This window comes from Streptomyces sp. NPDC006544 (genome assembly GCF_040611715.1).
Lineage (GTDB): Bacteria > Actinomycetota > Actinomycetes > Streptomycetales > Streptomycetaceae > Streptomyces.
In genome coordinates this window covers 40,836-55,612 of sequence record NZ_JBEXOV010000005.1, presented here as the reverse complement: position 1 = coordinate 55,612, position 14,777 = coordinate 40,836, and the positions used below count along the sequence as shown (strand labels likewise).

At 73.9% G+C, this 14,777-nt stretch carries 12 protein-coding genes; 3 read left to right on the top strand and 9 right to left on the bottom strand.

The features are described from left to right. Window positions 1-94: 94 nt before the first annotated feature. On the top strand, window positions 95-1,582 hold the full coding sequence (locus tag ABZY44_RS03835) for an Ig-like domain-containing protein (RefSeq protein WP_356649960.1): 1,488 nt from the start codon (window positions 95-97) through the stop codon (window positions 1,580-1,582). 72 nt (window positions 1,583-1,654) lie between these two features. Here ABZY44_RS03835 and ABZY44_RS03830 read toward each other — a convergent pair whose 3' ends face one another. The 6 genes from ABZY44_RS03830 to ABZY44_RS03805 form a co-directional block, all read right to left on the bottom strand. After that, entirely contained in the window at window positions 1,655-2,536 is an 882-nt protein-coding gene (locus tag ABZY44_RS03830) for a glycosyltransferase (RefSeq protein WP_356650075.1), read from the bottom strand. Between the two features lie 96 nt (window positions 2,537-2,632). Continuing rightward, complete coding sequence (locus ABZY44_RS03825; protein ID WP_356649959.1) at window positions 2,633-3,592, bottom strand: aldo/keto reductase; 960 nt, start codon at window positions 3,590-3,592, stop codon at window positions 2,633-2,635. Window positions 3,593-3,601: 9 nt separating this feature from the next. After that, entirely contained in the window at window positions 3,602-5,614 is a 2,013-nt protein-coding gene (locus ABZY44_RS03820) for a peroxidase (RefSeq protein ID WP_356649958.1), read from the bottom strand. 268 nt (window positions 5,615-5,882) lie between these two features. After that, complete coding sequence (locus tag ABZY44_RS03815) at window positions 5,883-6,032, bottom strand: hypothetical protein (RefSeq protein ID WP_356649957.1); 150 nt, start codon at window positions 6,030-6,032, stop codon at window positions 5,883-5,885. A gap of 3 nt (window positions 6,033-6,035) precedes the next feature. Next, window positions 6,036-6,389, bottom strand: coding sequence for a hypothetical protein (locus tag ABZY44_RS03810; RefSeq protein WP_356649956.1), 354 nt, complete (start codon window positions 6,387-6,389; stop codon window positions 6,036-6,038). 138 nt (window positions 6,390-6,527) lie between these two features. Continuing rightward, window positions 6,528-7,022, bottom strand: coding sequence for a GNAT family N-acetyltransferase (locus ABZY44_RS03805; protein WP_356649955.1), 495 nt, complete (start codon window positions 7,020-7,022; stop codon window positions 6,528-6,530). A gap of 215 nt (window positions 7,023-7,237) precedes the next feature. Here ABZY44_RS03805 and ABZY44_RS03800 point away from each other — a divergent pair, with 215 nt between their 5' ends. Continuing rightward, entirely contained in the window at window positions 7,238-8,059 is an 822-nt protein-coding gene (locus tag ABZY44_RS03800) for a hypothetical protein (protein WP_356649954.1), read from the top strand. Window positions 8,060-8,171: 112 nt separating this feature from the next. On the opposite strand, the gene ABZY44_RS03795 is transcribed toward ABZY44_RS03800, so the two are convergent. Continuing rightward, complete coding sequence (locus ABZY44_RS03795) at window positions 8,172-10,073, bottom strand: ABC transporter ATP-binding protein (protein WP_356649953.1); 1,902 nt, start codon at window positions 10,071-10,073, stop codon at window positions 8,172-8,174. Window positions 10,074-10,465: 392 nt separating this feature from the next. On the opposite strand from ABZY44_RS03795, the gene ABZY44_RS03790 reads away from it, so the two are divergent. Then, on the top strand, window positions 10,466-12,436 hold the full coding sequence (locus ABZY44_RS03790; protein ID WP_356649952.1) for a bifunctional metallophosphatase/5'-nucleotidase: 1,971 nt from the start codon (window positions 10,466-10,468) through the stop codon (window positions 12,434-12,436). Window positions 12,437-12,581: 145 nt separating this feature from the next. Here ABZY44_RS03790 and ABZY44_RS03785 read toward each other — a convergent pair whose 3' ends face one another. Further along, on the bottom strand, window positions 12,582-14,009 hold the full coding sequence (locus ABZY44_RS03785; RefSeq protein WP_356649951.1) for a HAMP domain-containing sensor histidine kinase: 1,428 nt from the start codon (window positions 14,007-14,009) through the stop codon (window positions 12,582-12,584). After that, on the bottom strand, window positions 14,002-14,679 hold the full coding sequence (locus tag ABZY44_RS03780) for a response regulator transcription factor (protein WP_356649950.1): 678 nt from the start codon (window positions 14,677-14,679) through the stop codon (window positions 14,002-14,004). Before ABZY44_RS03780 ends, ABZY44_RS03785 begins: the two co-directional genes overlap by 8 nt. Window positions 14,680-14,777: the final 98 nt, after the last annotated feature.

The window sequence follows — 14,777 nt, the reverse complement described above, 5'->3', positions numbered from 1 at the left end:
ACGAGTTCTCTTCGGCGCCCGTTCGGCCCCATCGGCCGAGTTCATGATCATCCGCTCGCCCGGAAATCGTTTTGATGCTGCCGTCCGGCCGTGGGTGAACTGGGAGAGCTACGTGGAGCAGATGCCGTCGACGAAGCGAGCACGAATGCGGCGACAGGGCAGGACCTGGACCGCGGCCGGGGTGGCGGCGGGGGCGCTGCTCGTCGTCTCCGCCGCGCCCCCACCGGACGGCGGGCAATCACCGGGCACCGACCCGACGGCCTCCGTGGAACTGCTGGTCGGCCGCGTCGTGGACAAGGGTGCCCAGCGGTGCGCGGTGGAGGCCTTCCGGGCCCAACTGTGCGGCGGACTGGAGCAGCGGCTGGTGCGGGCCACCGCGCGCGGCGCCGGCTCGGTGGTGCGCGACGCCTCCTCCCGCGGTGCGGCCGGGACGTCCGCGCACACGGTCCTGCTGCCCACCGACGCCGCCAGCCCCCTGGTCATCACCCTCGCCGGGCCGGGCCTGCTCACCTACGTCACCGTCCACGACGGGCACGGGCGCTACGTGGGCGGCGTGCTGGGGGCCAAGGGGCACCGCTGGGCCAACACCGAGCCGCTGCGGGCCGGTGAGTCCTACACCGTCCGGGTCGGCGCCCAGGACGCCGCGGGCACACCGGTCGGTGTGACCATGGCGTTCCGGACGGCTCCCCCGACACAGGACGGCAGGCTGACCGCCGAGTTCGGTCCGAAGCCCGGCACGTACGGTGCCGGGCAGATCGTCACCGCCTCCCTCAGTCACCCCGTACCCGCCAGCGACCCGGCCGCGCGGGCCCGGGTCGAGCGGGCGCTGCAGGTCACTTCGGAACCGGCGGTCGAAGGGTCCTGGCACTGGGTCGACGACTCGACGCTGCACTACCGGCCGCGTACGTACTGGCCCGCCCACGCCGAAGTGCGCGTACTGAGCGGCCTCGACGGGGTCGAGGTGGGGGAAGGGGAGTACGGCGGGCCTTCGGAGTCCCTGCGGTTCACCGTCGGGGAGCGGATCGAGGCGGTCACCGACGCCGCCACCCACGAGATGACCGTACGGCGCAACGGCAAGGTCGTCCGGACGATCCCGGTGACCACCGGAAAGGCCGGTTTCCTCACGCGCAGCGGGGTCAAGGTCGTCCTCGGCAAGGAGTACAAGGTCCGGATGCGCGGGGACACCGTGGGGATCAAGCGCGGCACGAGCGAGTTCTACGACCTCCCGGTCTTCTACGCGACCCGCGTGACGTGGAGCGGGGAGTACGTGCACGCGGCGCCCTGGTCGGTCGAGGCGCAGGGCGAGGAGAACGTCAGCCACGGCTGCACGGGCATGAGTACGGCCGACGCGGCCTGGTTCTTCGACATGGTGCGCGAGGGAGACGTGGTGGAGGTCCTGAACAGCGGCGGCGAACGGATGGCGCCGTTCGACAACGGCTTCGGGGACTGGAATCTGGACTGGGCGACGTGGCGGGCGGGCAGCGCCCTGGCTCGCGCGGCCGAGTCCCCGCTCGCGCCGCCGGCCCCCTCCGCGGTGTCCGCCTCGGCACACGGACCGTCGCGCCTGCGTCCCCTGACGTAGGAGCGGGATCGGGGGGAAGGGGCCGCCGGAGGTCGGCGGAGGTCGGCGGAGGTCGGCGGAGGTCGGCGGAGGTCAGAGGATCGGCGGCCGGCCCAGCCGGGTCATGCGCCACACCGTGCGCCACTTCATCGGTTCGCGCGGGCCGCACGGTGTCCGCATCCCCTCGACGAAGCCGCCGCACCACGCCTTCAGTCCGGGCACGGAGCGGATGCGTGCCAGGGTGAGCGAGATCCACACGCCGAGATAGACCGGAACCAGGGGGGCGGGGAGCCGGCGGCGGGCGAGCCACACCCGATTGCGGGCGGTGAACCGGTAGTGCACCGCGTGCCGGGCGGGCGACGTACGCGGATGCTGGAGGACGAGCTCCGGTTCGTACAAGATCTTCCATCCCGCGTCGAGCGCCCGCCAGGCCAGATCGGACTCCTCGTGCCCGAAGAAGAACTCCGCCGGCCACAGGCCGATCTCGTCGAGCATGGGCATCGAGAAGGCGTGTCCCCCGCCGAGGAACGCGGTCACGAGCCCACGGCGCATGGGATCGTCGGCACGGAGCCTGGGCACCCAGCGCCGCTCGGTGTGCCCCTGCGGGTCGGCGACCCGGAACCCCGTGATGCCGAGGCGGGCGTCCGCGGCGAACAGCTCCTGGACCGTGCGGAACACGTCGTCGGCGATGAGGAGGCCGTCGTCGTCCAGCTCGATGACGACGTCCACGTCACCCGAGGCCCGGAGCTCCCGAAGGCCGACGTTGCGGCCCCCCGGACAGCCCAGGTTGTCGTCGAGCGGGACCTTGACCACGTTCGGCGCTACGTCGCACGCGGTGAGAGGCGTCGCGTTGCCGACCAGTACCACTCTCGTCGCCGGCACGTCCTGCCGCTCCACCGAGGCGAGCAGCGCCCGCAGCTCCACGGGGCGCGTGCCCATCGTCACGATGACCACTCCGATGCGCGGCAACGGCATGTCGGCGAACTCCATGGTCGGAAGGAGAGGTTGATGTTGGCTGCGTGACCTGCCGGTCGAGGCGGGTCGGACCAGGTCCGTCCCGTCCCGTCCGCGCTACGGCAGCCGTTCGCCCCGGGCCGTCAGCCACAGGGAGTACCACTCCTCGTGGCTGAGGTCGGGGGCGCGCAGGGCCGCGTCGCGGCAGGCGCGGATGCGCTCCGGGCGGCCGGTTCCGAGGACGGGGGCGATGCGGGCCGGGTGGCGTTGCAGCCACCACAGCAGGATCGTCTCGGGTGTCGTGTCCTTGGCCTTCGCGAGCGCGAGCAGGAGCTCGGCGGTCGCGTGCTCGCTTTCGGTCTCCTGGCGTCCGGTGAACCGGCCCTGGGCCAGGGCGCCCCAGGCCTGGAGGCGGACCCCGTTGGCCACGCAGTACTCGACGGTGCCCGCCGGGAAGCCGACGGCCGCCGCGGCCCGGGTGTTCACGAGGACCCCGTCCTCGAGCCAGTCCCGCCGGTCCAGGCTCATCTCCAGCTGGTTGGCGACGAGCGGGAAGTCGAGGTGGCGCTGGAGCTGCGCGGTCTGCGCGGCGTTCATGTTGGAGACGCCGAACTCCCTCACGAGGCCCTGGCTCCGCAGCGAGGTGAGGGCCCCGGCGGTCTCCTGCGGATCGGCCAGGGGGTCGGGCCGGTGCAGGAGCAGGACGTCGATGACGTCGGTGCGCAGCCGCGCGAGGCTCTCCTCGACCTTGCGGGTGATGGTGGCGGCGCGCAGGTCGTAGATGCCGGGCCGGTCGCCGTCGGCGAGGCGGATCCCGCACTTGGTCTGGAGCGTGATGCGCTCCCGCAGACCGGGGGTGCGGGCCAGGACCTCGCCGAAGACGGCTTCCGCCTTCCCGTGCCGGTAGATGTCGGCGTGATCGAACATGGTGATGCCGCTGTCGAGGGCGGCCTCGATCGCAGCTTCGGCAGCGTCGATGTCCTCGGCCCCGTGCGGGCCGGGCTCCCAGCTTCCGCCGAGAGCCATGCAGCCGTAGATCAACCGGGTGTCGCCTGTCACTGATGCCGTGGTCGCCATGCGGTCACCCTACGAGGAGGACGCCTTCCACAGCACCCGGTCCCCCTCGACGACGGCCAACTCCCCGGAGGGCCGCAGCAGGAGGCGCGCCCGTGGATGGCCGGGGGTGCCGCTGGACCAGGCCGGGCGGCCCTGTGCCGTACGCAGGACCAGTTCGCCGTCCGCGGTGAACACGGCGTCGTGCCCGGCGCCGCCGGTGTCGGTGTGCCACGTACGACGGCCCTCGCCGTCGAGCAGGGCGAGCTCGCCGGCGCTCTCGAGGGTCAGGCGGACCGTGCCCGCGTCGAGTACGTCGCCCGGGCGCAGGACGGAACCGGCGTGGAATTCGATGGAGTCGTCGAGTTGCCCGGCGCTCAGGGCGCGCAGGACCGGAAGGGACGGGCTGAAGGCGTAGACGGAGCCCTCCGTGCGCACGTACCGGCCGAAGTACAGGGTGTCGGCCCGGCCGCCGCTCTCCGAGGGGGTTTCGAAGGCACAGGGGGAGTCCGGTCCGAGGACGGGGTCGGCGCCGGTGCGCGGGGTGCGGCCGGGGGGGAAGTCCGGCTCGTTCAGCCACTTGCGCGCCACGTGCTCGAACTGCCCGACCAGGTCGGCCTGGTGGCAGACGAAGAGCAGTCCTCGCGCGGCCTCCGGGCCGTGGTCGGGGCCGAGTTCGGGGTCGTAGACGGGACCGAACGGGATTCCGCGTCGCATCAGGCGGCGTCCGTCGAGCTCCGCCTGGGCCAGCGGGGGACGGCCCGGGGTGAGGACGAGGCCGCCGCGCGGGTTGCCCTTGCGGATGTGCGCGAACAGCGGCATCTTCCAGCCGTTCGGGTCCGCGCCGTAGTCGAGCCCGGCGTCGGGGTGCTCGCCGGGCCGTGGCAGCCGTTCGGCGGCGGGGCAGAGCGCGACGGGCATCCCGCCGGGCCAGCGGCCCATCAGCCGGGCCCCCAGCCACTCCCGTCCGGCGTCGGCGGGCGCGGAGCCGGCGCGCTGGAGTTCGGCGAGGCGCAGGGCGACCTGGGTCCACCAGCCGGGCACGTCCTGCGCGAGGCGGCGTACGACCTGGAAGGCCCCGCCGGTGGCCCAGGCGGGCAGGGCGGTGGGGCGCTGTCCGACCCGTTCGTGCCCCACCAGGAACTCGCCGGCGGGGATCAGCCGGGTGCCCGGTTTGCCGAGGACGGTGCTGCCGGTGGCCGGGTCGGGCTCGTCGAAGCCCCGTACGCCGGGCTGGCTGATGCAGTCGGCGAACCCGAAGTGCTCGTGTCCGCGCAGGGCGCCGGGGAGGGTGGCGCCGTCCTGCCGGAAGAGGACCGTCGCGCCGGCCCCGGTCGCGCCGTCGCGGTGTTCGGCCACCGCGGTGGCGAGGCGCTCGGGGTCGTCGGCGGCGAGCGTGAGGACGGCGTGCACCGCGCGCCCGGGTTCCTCGGCGCCGAACAGCCAGGACTGCGGGTCGCTGGTGCCGGTGTCGCCGAGTTGCCGCGCGCGGGCGGCCGAGCCCTGGGTGAAGGCCTCGGCGCTGGATCCGGGCGGGGCGGCGGGGAAGGGCTCCTTGCCCGCGAACAGGCGCAGGCCCGGATGGGTGAGGCTCAGTCCGGTCCACAGGCCGGACATGGATTCGGGGTCGGTGCCGCCGGCGCGCCGACGGGCCTTGCTGAAGGCCTTGTTGAACCGCGCCACTTCCTCGGTGGTGGAGATCGAGGGCAGCAGGCGGGTCAGCCATGTGCGGGCCTTGGCGGCGTCGCGGAAGTGGAGGAGGAGCAGGCAGGCGTGGTCCTTGCGGAATCCGGCGAGGATGTCGCCCTGGCTGTGGCGGTCGGTGCGCAGCGGGAGGGGGTCCGCGGGAGCGGCCCGTACGGGTTCCGCGGCCGGCGCCGCCGACGCGGCGGCTCCCACCGTGCCGGCCGGGGCCGGTGCGGCCCACGCCGTCGGGGCGAGGCCCGTGGTGATGCCCGCGGCGGCGAGGGCCGCGGCCTTGGCGACGGTCCTGCGGGCGGGTCCGGCGTGGGGGCAGCCCGGGGGCGGCAGCGGGGCGGAGGCCATGGGCTTGCTCCAAGGGGGAAGGGGTACGGGCAGGGCGGGTACGGGCAGGACAGGTACGGGCAGGGCAGGGGCCGCGGGCGGGACCGGACGGAGGGAAGGGCAGAGGCGGGAACCCCGGCGCGGCCGGGACGGGCGCCCCGGGGGAGGTGGGCGGGCTCGTGGATCCACGAGGGAGGTGGGCGGCGTGCGCCCCGTCGGATGATGTCGGCGTCGTCGGCGCGCCGCTGGCGCTCGTCTCGGTGGCCGTGGCGCGGCCGTCGGGGAAGGGCTAGTGCTGTGGGTGGGCGCCCTGGGAGCCCGTCACCCGGGCCCGGCGCCGCGCCGTCGGCCGGTCGACCGCGCCGCGCGGGTCGTCGACCGCCTCCGGCGGAGTCTCCGGAGGGACCTTCGCGACGGGTTCGCCGAGTCCACGGGCCACGGCTCAGCTCTCCTCGGCCGTGGCTCCGTGCCCCGTCCTCGGCCACTCGCGCCATGGGGTGACCGGGTGCGCGTACTCGGGGGAGAGGTCTATGAGGGCGCCGGCGCCGGCGCGGCCGCCCGTCCGGGCGACTGCCGGGTCCTGGGCCGAGCGCGCCGTCAGGCAGGCCGGGTTGGGAAAGCAGGATGAGCAGGATGAGGACGAGGAGGAGGAGTCGAGTCCGGTGGCGGCGACGGCCGGCCCGGCGTCCGGACTGCCCCGTGGGTGTGCGACGCGGCGGCCGGGCCGCACGGCACCCACGGCGATCAGAGCAGCTCCGACGACGGCGGCGACAGCGACGGCAACGGCGACAACCATGCGGTCGGGGACTCCTCGGTGCGGGGGCCGGCCGGCAGCGCGCGCTGCCGGTGATCAACACCCTCCGTGATCATCGCCTCCCGCGCGCGCCGGGCGCAGCGATGGGGTGACGCAGCGCGTCCTCCGGCCGAGCGGGCGTCAGCTCCGCGCGGTCAGCGCCTTCCGGTGGCTCAGCCCGGGCCGGCCGTCGACGGTGAGCTCCCCCACCACTTCGAAGCCGCTGCGGCCCAGGACCGCCGCGGAGGCCGCGTTGTCGAGGGTGGTGACGGCCGTGAGCGCGCGCAGCCCGTACTGCGAGGCGGCGAGAGCGCAGACCTTCGCGACGGCGGCCGTCGCCATGCCCCGGCCCGCGGAGCGTGCGCCGATGCGGTAGCCGAGTTCGGCGACGCCGTCCTCGGCGTCCACGAGGTTGACCCGCCCGGCGACGTCGCCGCCGGCCTCGTCGATCACCAGGTGGAAGTGGCAGGCACCCTCGTCCTGTTCGGCGAGCAGGGCCCGGTGCCGGGCGTCGAATTCCGCGAAGTAGGCGTCCCCGCGGTCCGGTACCGAGCGGGCGAAGTACTCCCTGTTCTCCCGCTCGAAGGCCAGCAGGCTGTCTCGGTGATCGGCCCGGAGCCGCTCCAGTCGCAACATTTCGGAAGCATATCCAGGGCGTACGGGACGGCTCGAAGGGATTTCCGGGCCCGGTCCGCGGGACCACCGTCCCGGTGGACCGCCCCGGGACGGTGGTCGGCGGAAGGAAAAGGACACCCGGAAAATCGTCAGGGCGTGCGAGCGTGGGAAGATGTCCGGCAGTCCAGGGGTGGACACCGGACACCGGTACCGGTATATGAGCAAGGGGTGGGGCAATGAAGGCAAGCAGGACGGCCACGGGCATCGCGGCGGCACTGGTCGTGACGGTCGGCGTGAGCGGCTGCGCGGTCGGCACATCGGTGGGCAAGAAGGCCGCCGATTCTGCGGAGACGCTCGTCGCGACGCTCGCGAAGGCCTCCGACGACGCCTCGAAGGCCGGCTCGGCCGACGTCAAGATGACCGTGACGATGCCCGACACGGGCGGCAAGCCGGTCCAGATGAACGGCGTCTACTCGTGGGGCAACGGCCTCGCGATGGAGGCGGAGATGCCGGCCAAGGACCTCGAGATGGAGGACCTGGTCGCGGACGGCACGATCACCTACCGGCTCGTCCAGGGCTCGTACTACTACGGCATCGACCCGGCGCCGGACGGCCCCTACAAGGGCAAGACCTGGCTGAAGCTCGACGCCTCGGCCGTGCTGGGCGACAAGGGCGTCGCGGCCATGGAGTCGGGGAACAACGACCCGACGGCCGGACTGAAGTCGCTGAAGTGGGCCAGCAACGTCACCAAGGTCGGCAGCGAGGACGTCAACGGCAAGAGCTCGGTGCACTACCGCGCCACGATTCCCTCGTCCAAGCTGGGCGACGCCGCTTCCGCGTTCGGAGCGATGGGCGGCAGCGGCTCCGACGAGCTCGTCGCGGACATCTGGGTGGACGACAAGGGCATGCCCTCGCGGCTGAACCAGGCCTACGGCACCATGAGCGTGAACGTGGACTTCCTGTCGTTCGGTGTGGCGAAGGACATCTCCGCTCCGCCGGCCGCCGACACCGCGGACATCACCGATCTGGTGAAGAGCGGCGGCGTGGGCAAGAGCTGACGTCCAGCGGTCCCGTACCTGAGGGACGGGAGTCGCGGATCCCGTACGCCGTCCCCCGCGTGGGGGCGGAGGGATCCGCGGCTCCGTGTCGCTCAGCGTCTTCGGCCGCCGCTCAGCGGTCCTGGGAGAGGCCGTACAGCTCGGCGAAGGTGCCGCCCAGGGAGGTCAGTTCGGCGAAGGTGCCGGATTCGGTGACGCGGCCCTTCTCCAGGACGATGATGCGGTCGGCCAGGCGGCAGTTCTCCATCCGGTGCGTGACGATCATGGTGATCCGGTCCTCCTTCATCGCCTGAAGCCCGGTGAAGATCTGGTGCTCGCCCCGTGCGTCCATCGCCGAGGTCGGCTCGTCCATGATCAGGAACCGTGGCTTGCGGTGGAAGGCGCGGGCGCAGGCCAGCCGCTGCCACTGGCCGCCGGAGGGTTCGTGGCCGCCCCACAGGGAGCGGGCCAGGAGCGTGTCGAGACCCTGCGGGTAGCCCCGGACGGCCTCGCGCATGCCGACCGCGTCGAGCGCCTGGGCCACGGCGTCGTCGCCGCGCTCGTCGGGCTGGCCGAGGGTGACGTTCTCGCGGGCCGTGAAGGGCCAGTGCGCGAAGGACTGGGCGACCAGACCGACGTGGGCCCACAGAGTGTGCTGGTCGTGCGCGCGCGTCGGGACGCCGTCCCAGTACACCTCCCCGTCGCTGGGCACCGTGAGGCCGGTCAGCAGCCGGATGAGGGTGGACTTCCCGGCGCCGTTCTCCCCGACGACGGCGATGATCTCGCCGCGGGACAGCGACAGGCTGACCGGGCCGAGCGCCGGGGTGTCCTTGCCCGGGTAGGTGTACGAGGCGTTCTCCAGGCTGACCTTCTCCGGCGGCTCCGCCTCCACGGAGCCCCGGGTGCCGGCCAGTTCGCGGGCCTGCTCCAGGAAGAGACGGTAGTCCTCGAGGTAGAGGGCGTGCTGGAACATGGCGGCCCCGTAGACCACGAGGCCGGACAGCGCGGACGCGGAGGTCCTCATGGCGACGATCGCGGTGCCCGCCGCCGCGAGGGCCATGGAGCCGGTGAGGACGAGCGCGGCGAGCGCGGCCCACGTGCCCAGCTGGAAGAGGCCGCCGAGCGCCGCGGCGAGGAGCGAGACCCTCAGGTGGCGGGGGGCGGAGCCGACGAGTTTGGCGTCGATGCGGGCGCAGACCGTGGCGTACCAGGCGTGCGCGTAGGGGCGCATGGAGTTGCAGCGCAGCTCGTCGCCGAGCTTGTGGGTGGTGAGGTACCAGCGCATCATCCCGCGGATGTTGCGGGAGGCGATCGTCTCGTTGTGGAGGGCGTAGTCCAGGCGGGCTGCGATGACGGCTCCCATGCCCCGCGGCACGACGGAGAGCAGGAGCAGCGGCATCAGGACGGGGTGGACGACGGCGAGGACCCCCGCGACCGCGAGGAGGTTGACCAGGCCGTTGGTGAAGGCCATCGCGTCCTTGACGAGCAGGGAGGAACGGGCGGCCCCGATCTCGGCTGCCTCCGAACGGTCGGAGAACGCGGGTTCGTCGTAGGCGGAGACCTCCACGTCCATGTGGGCGTCGACCATGTCCAGGTCGGCCGTCGTGGCCAGCCGCGGGGTGAGCCGGCGGGCCGCGCTGCCGGCGGCGATCTCGGCCGTCGTGCCGGCCCCGGCCGCGACCGCGGCGACGGCCAGCGGCCAGGCCGCGGCCCCGATGCGCTCGCCGGCGCCGCCGCCCGACAGGAGCGGGCCCATCGCGTCGGCGACCCCGGCGAGGGTGGCCGCCGTACAGGCTCCGGCGAGGACCTGGCCGGCCAGCAGCCAGGTCACGGAAGCGGGGTCGATCCGCCAGGCCATCCGCGCGGTCTGCGCGAGCGCGTCGGGCAGGCGGGCGGCCATCCTGCGGAGCGAGAGGTGCTCCATGGCCTCGTTGTGCCCGCCCCAGCTGAACGTGAACTCGGGCGGGTCGGCGGCCACCTGCCCGCCTGGTGCCGCCGGTTGCGCGGGCGCCCTCGATGCCTTCTCCTCAGCCACGTGCAGCTCCTTCACGTCGTCGTCGGACAGCGGCGGTCCACCGCTCCGCGGGACCGCTGAGTGAGGGAGTAGATCCGAGCGCGGGGGGCGGAGTAACCAGAACCGGCCTTCGTCGCGGGACCGCGGGAACGGGCGGGCGAGGCACTCGGGACCGGCCCTCCGGGAGCCGCCGGGAGGCGAGAACGGCCGGATACCGACGGGGCGCGGGGGAAATGTCGTGCACGCCCTGCGGTCGCGCCGGGGGCGCTCCACAGGATGGGCCTCCCGGACTTCCGCCCGACGGACGCACGACGCGAGACGGACGTACGACGCGAGACGGACGGGCGGCCCAGGCGCGCAGACTGCCCCGCGCGCGGCCGGAGCTGCCTCCACCAGGCGAAAGGCGAGCACCGATGGAAGAGTTCGGCCGACGCCGGTTCCTGGCCGCGGGGGCGGCCGCCGCCACCGGCGGCGCGGGGGCGGCCGCCGGGCCGTTCGGGGTCAAGGCGCTCACCGGTACCGCGGCGGCCGCCACCCGCGCGGGGCGCGATCCGGCGAGCGTCGCGGGCTACGTCGACGTGCAACTGCTGCACATCACCGATCTGCACGGCTACCTGTCCGCTCCCCCGGCCCGGGACTCCGTCATCACCGGCGCGGGCGGCCGTGCGTACACCGTCGGCGGCGTCGCGTACATGGCCACCCATCTGGCCCGGCTGCGGGAGGGGCGGGCCAACTCCTTCTTCTTCGCGCCGGGCGACCTCTTCTCCGGCTGGGAGTTCCCGGCGTTCACCCTCGCCGACGAGCCGACGATCGAGGCCCTCAACCGGCTCGGGCTGGACTTCGCGACGGCCGGCAACCACGAGTTCGACCGGACGCCCGGCTTCCTCGTCCGGCACATGGAGCAGGGGCTTCCCTACGAGGGGGCGGGGTGGACCAACAGCTTCCCGGACTCGGGCGGCGCCACCTTCCACGGCGCCGACTTCCGCTATTACAGCGCCAATGCCGTGTCCGCGGCGACCGGGGAGACCGTGCTCCCCCCGTACCACGTCGAATGGGTGGACGCGCCCGGCGGCCGGCGGCTGCCCATCGGCTTCATCCATCTGACGGCCCTCGGCAGCGAGTTCTTCGCGAACTCCTTCCAGCCCGGCCTCACGACCCTCGACGAGCTGTCCGCCGCCAACCTCTGCGCCGCCCGGCTCAAGGAGCTCGGGGTCCGCGCCATCGTGCTCAGCATGCACGACGGGGCGGTGGCGGGCAGCGATTTCGATTCCGGCGGCGAACCCAGCGGTCCGGCCTACGAGCTGGCGCTGCGTGCCTCCCCCGACATCGACGTGATCGTGACCGGGCACTGGCACAACGCCTTCAACATGATGCTGCCGGACCCGGACGGGCGGCCGCGGCCCTTCGTCGAGGCAGGCTGCCACGGGCAGATCGTCGGCGAGATCACCCTGCGCCTCGACCCCGGCACCGGTGCGGTCGTCCGCGCGCTCACCACCTCCGTCAACCATCCCAACACCCGTGACGTCGACCCCGATCCCGCGCTCCGGGAGGTCGTCGACCACTGGAACGGTCACGCCGCACGGCACGCCGCGACGGCCATCGGGCGCCAGCGCGCGTCCTTCCACCGCCGGCTGTCGCCCGCCGGGGAGAGCACCATGGGCAACCTGGTCGCCGACTGGGCGCTGTGGGCCGCCGCCCAGCCGCCGGACTCCTTCGACACCAGCCCCCGGCCGGAGCGGTCCGGCGCGGATCTGGCGCTCATCGCGCTCGCCCCGCGCGTCGGCCGGAGCGTCGTCAACACGGACCTGCCCGCCGGTCCCGCCCTGGACGACCCGGTCTCCTTCGAACGGGCCTGGCGGGCCGTCGGCTACGGATGCCCTCTGGTCAGCGCCGAGGTGAGCGGGCAGCAGCTCCACGACGCGCTGGAGCAGCAGTGGGCGCAGGACGAGGCCGGCGTGCTGACGTACGCGCCGCTCGCGGTGTCCGGCAACGTCCGCTACTCCTTCGACGCGGCCCGGCCGGCCGGGGACCGGGTCGCGCCGGGCGACGTGTTCATCGACGGCGCCGCGCTGCGCCCGGAGGGCGCGTACCGGGTGGTGACCACTTCGTACACGCTCACCGGGCAGGACGGCTGTCCCGCCCTCGGCGGGTACCGGGAGCCGGCCCGCCACCGGCGGGACGTGGAGAGCTTCCCCGCGTACGTCGCCGCCCTCGGCGTCCTGGAGGCCGTCTCCACGGGCCGGGTCACCGTCAAGGGCGCGTCGTTCGCCGTCGGCCGGGAGGGGCGGCTGACGGTACCCGCCGATCCGGTGCCCGGACTGCCGGCGCCGGTGGCGGCCGCCGAGGAGGCCGCCCGGGACGGGGGCCGCCGACCCGTCTGCTGATACCGGTGAGCGGCTCCCGGTGAGCTGGTACCGGTCCGCTCGATCCCGGTCCGCCTCACCCCGTCCCGCCCGGTACGCCGCACGGTCCGCCGTCCGGTCCGCCGTCCGGTCCTTCTGGCCGGCGCCAGGTCTCCCGGACCGTTCCTCAGCGGGCCAGCGGGAGCCGGGCCACCAGGCGGGCTCCCTGCGGGGAGTCGTCGACGCGCAGGGAGCCGCCCAGCCGGAGGGCGATGTCGCGGGCGATGGCCAGGCCCAGACCGGTGCCTCCCTCGTCGCGGGCGCGGGCGTCGTCGAGCCGGGTGAACCGCTCGAAGACCCGTTCCCGGTCGGCGGGGGCTATGCCCGCGCCGTCGTCGGTGACCTCCAGTACGGCTTCGCCCCGGACCCGGTCGGCGCGCAGCGCGAGTACGACCCGCCGCTCGGCGTGCCGTTGCCCGTTGTCCAGCAGGTTCGTCACCAGCCGGGACAGCCAGATGGTGCTGCCGCGCACCGTGATCCCCGGGGCGATGTCGGTGCGGACGGGGACCCGGTCGCCCCCACGCGCGCGGGCGGCGTCCCGGGCCACCTCCGTGAGGTCGACGTCGGTGGCGGGCGGCGGCTCCGAGGTGTCGAGGCGGGCCAGCAGGAGCAGGTCGGCCGCGAGGTCCTGGAGCCGTACGGTGTCCTCCAGCGCCCCGCTGACCAGTTCGCCCCACAGGGCGGGATCCGGGTGGGCCTGAGCGACCTCGAGCTGGGTGCGCAGGACCGTGATGGGGCTGCGCAGCTCGTGGGAGGCGTCCGCGATGAAGCGGCGCTGGCGGATCCCGGAAGCCTCCAGCCGGTCCAGGGTCTCGTTCATCGTGACGGCGAGGCGGGCCACTTCGTCGCGGGTGCGCGGTACGGGTACCCGGCGGTGGAGTTCGCGGTCGCCGATCTCGGCGACCTCGGCCCGGATCGCCTCGACGGGGCGCAGCGCCCAGCCCGTCACCCGCCAGGTGATCAGGGCCACGATGAGGACGAGCAGCGGGACCGCGATGAACAGCGCCGCCATGATGGTCTCGTCGGCGGTGTCGGCGTCCCTGAGCGAGGTCCCGGCGTAGACGGTGACCAGGCCGTTCGCGGTGACGGTGGTGACCTGGACGACCCGCTGCCGGTGGGCCTCGCGGAGCCGGACGCCCTTCCAGGTGTCCCGTACGGTGCCGGGGATGCGGGGAGGCGCCGGGGCGAGGGCCGGGCGGCCCGCGAGGTTGGGGCTGGCCGCGAGGACCCGTCCCTGCGCGTCCACCACCTGCACGAAGTCCGTTCCGCGGGCGGGGGGCGGTACGGAGTCCAGCCGGCCCGCGGCTGCTAGGGCGGCGATCGTGACGGCCTGCTGTTCGGCGTCGGCCTGGGCGGTGCGCGTCAGGTTGGTCTCCAGCGCTCCGAGCAGCGCGACGGAGGCCGCGCCGAGGGCCAGCGCCACCACGGCGGACGCGCCGAGGGTGGCCTGGGCGCGCACGGATCTGGGCCGCAGCCGGTACGCGGCTTCACGCAGCCGGACGAGAGCGGGGCGCGGGGACGGGCGGGCGGCACGGAGCTCGCGGGGCTCAGCCACCGTCGGCCGCCAGCCGGTAGCCGGCTCCTCGGACGGTCTCCACGGCGGCCCGGCCGAACGGCGCGTCTATCTTCCGGCGCAGGGCGCTGACGTGGACCTCGACGACATTGAGGTCCCCCTCGTAGTGGGCATCCCAGACGTTGTCCAGGATGTCCCGCTTGGGCACCACTTCTCCGGCGCGGCGGGCGAGGTGCACCAGGACGGCGAACTCGCGCGAGGTCAGCCGGGCTTCGACGCCGCCGCGGGTGCAGACCCGGCGGGCCGGGTCGATGAGGAGGTCGCCGAACTCCATGACCTGCGGGCTGCGCCGGCCGGTGCGCCGGATCAGGGCGCGCAGGCGGGCCACGAGGACGACGTAGGAGAAGGGCTTGGAGAGGAAGTCGTCCGCTCCCGTGTCGAGGGCCTCGGCCTCGTCGTACTCGCCGTCCTTCGCGGTGAGCATGAGGATGCCGGACTCGCAGCCCGCCGCGCGCAGCCGGGCGCAGACCCGGTAGCCGTTGAGTCCGGGGAGCATGATGTCGAGCACGATGGCGTCGTAGTCGTGTTCTCCCGCCATCCACAGGCCTTGCGGCCCGTCGTGTGCCGTGTCCACCGTGAAGCCCTCGGCCCGGAGACCACGTTGCAGGGCCGCGGCCAGTCGCCGCTCGTCCTCGACCACCAGTACGCGCATGAGGCAAGGTTCGCAGGTCGGGCCGCCGGCTTGCTGAAGGGTTCTTCAGCCGGCTTCAGCAGAGCTTCAGGCTCGTGCTCGCACGATCGGCCGAGAGC

Excerpts from the sequence above, each read along its gene's own strand:
- ABZY44_RS03830 (WP_356650075.1), bottom strand. The coding sequence starts at position 2,536 with ATGCCGTTGCCGCGCATCGGAGTGGTCATCGTGACGATGGGCACGCGC.
- ABZY44_RS03825 (WP_356649959.1), bottom strand. The coding sequence starts at position 3,592 with ATGGCGACCACGGCATCAGTGACAGGCGACACCCGGTTGATCTACGGC.
- ABZY44_RS03820 (WP_356649958.1), bottom strand. The coding sequence starts at position 5,614 with ATGGCCTCCGCCCCGCTGCCGCCCCCGGGCTGCCCCCACGCCGGACCC.
- ABZY44_RS03810 (WP_356649956.1), bottom strand. The coding sequence starts at position 6,389 with ATGGTTGTCGCCGTTGCCGTCGCTGTCGCCGCCGTCGTCGGAGCTGCT.
- ABZY44_RS03805 (WP_356649955.1), bottom strand. The coding sequence starts at position 7,022 with ATGTTGCGACTGGAGCGGCTCCGGGCCGATCACCGAGACAGCCTGCTG.
- ABZY44_RS03800 (WP_356649954.1), top strand. The coding sequence starts at position 7,238 with ATGAAGGCAAGCAGGACGGCCACGGGCATCGCGGCGGCACTGGTCGTG.
- ABZY44_RS03790 (WP_356649952.1), top strand. The coding sequence starts at position 10,466 with ATGGAAGAGTTCGGCCGACGCCGGTTCCTGGCCGCGGGGGCGGCCGCC.
- ABZY44_RS03780 (WP_356649950.1), bottom strand. The coding sequence starts at position 14,679 with ATGCGCGTACTGGTGGTCGAGGACGAGCGGCGACTGGCCGCGGCCCTG.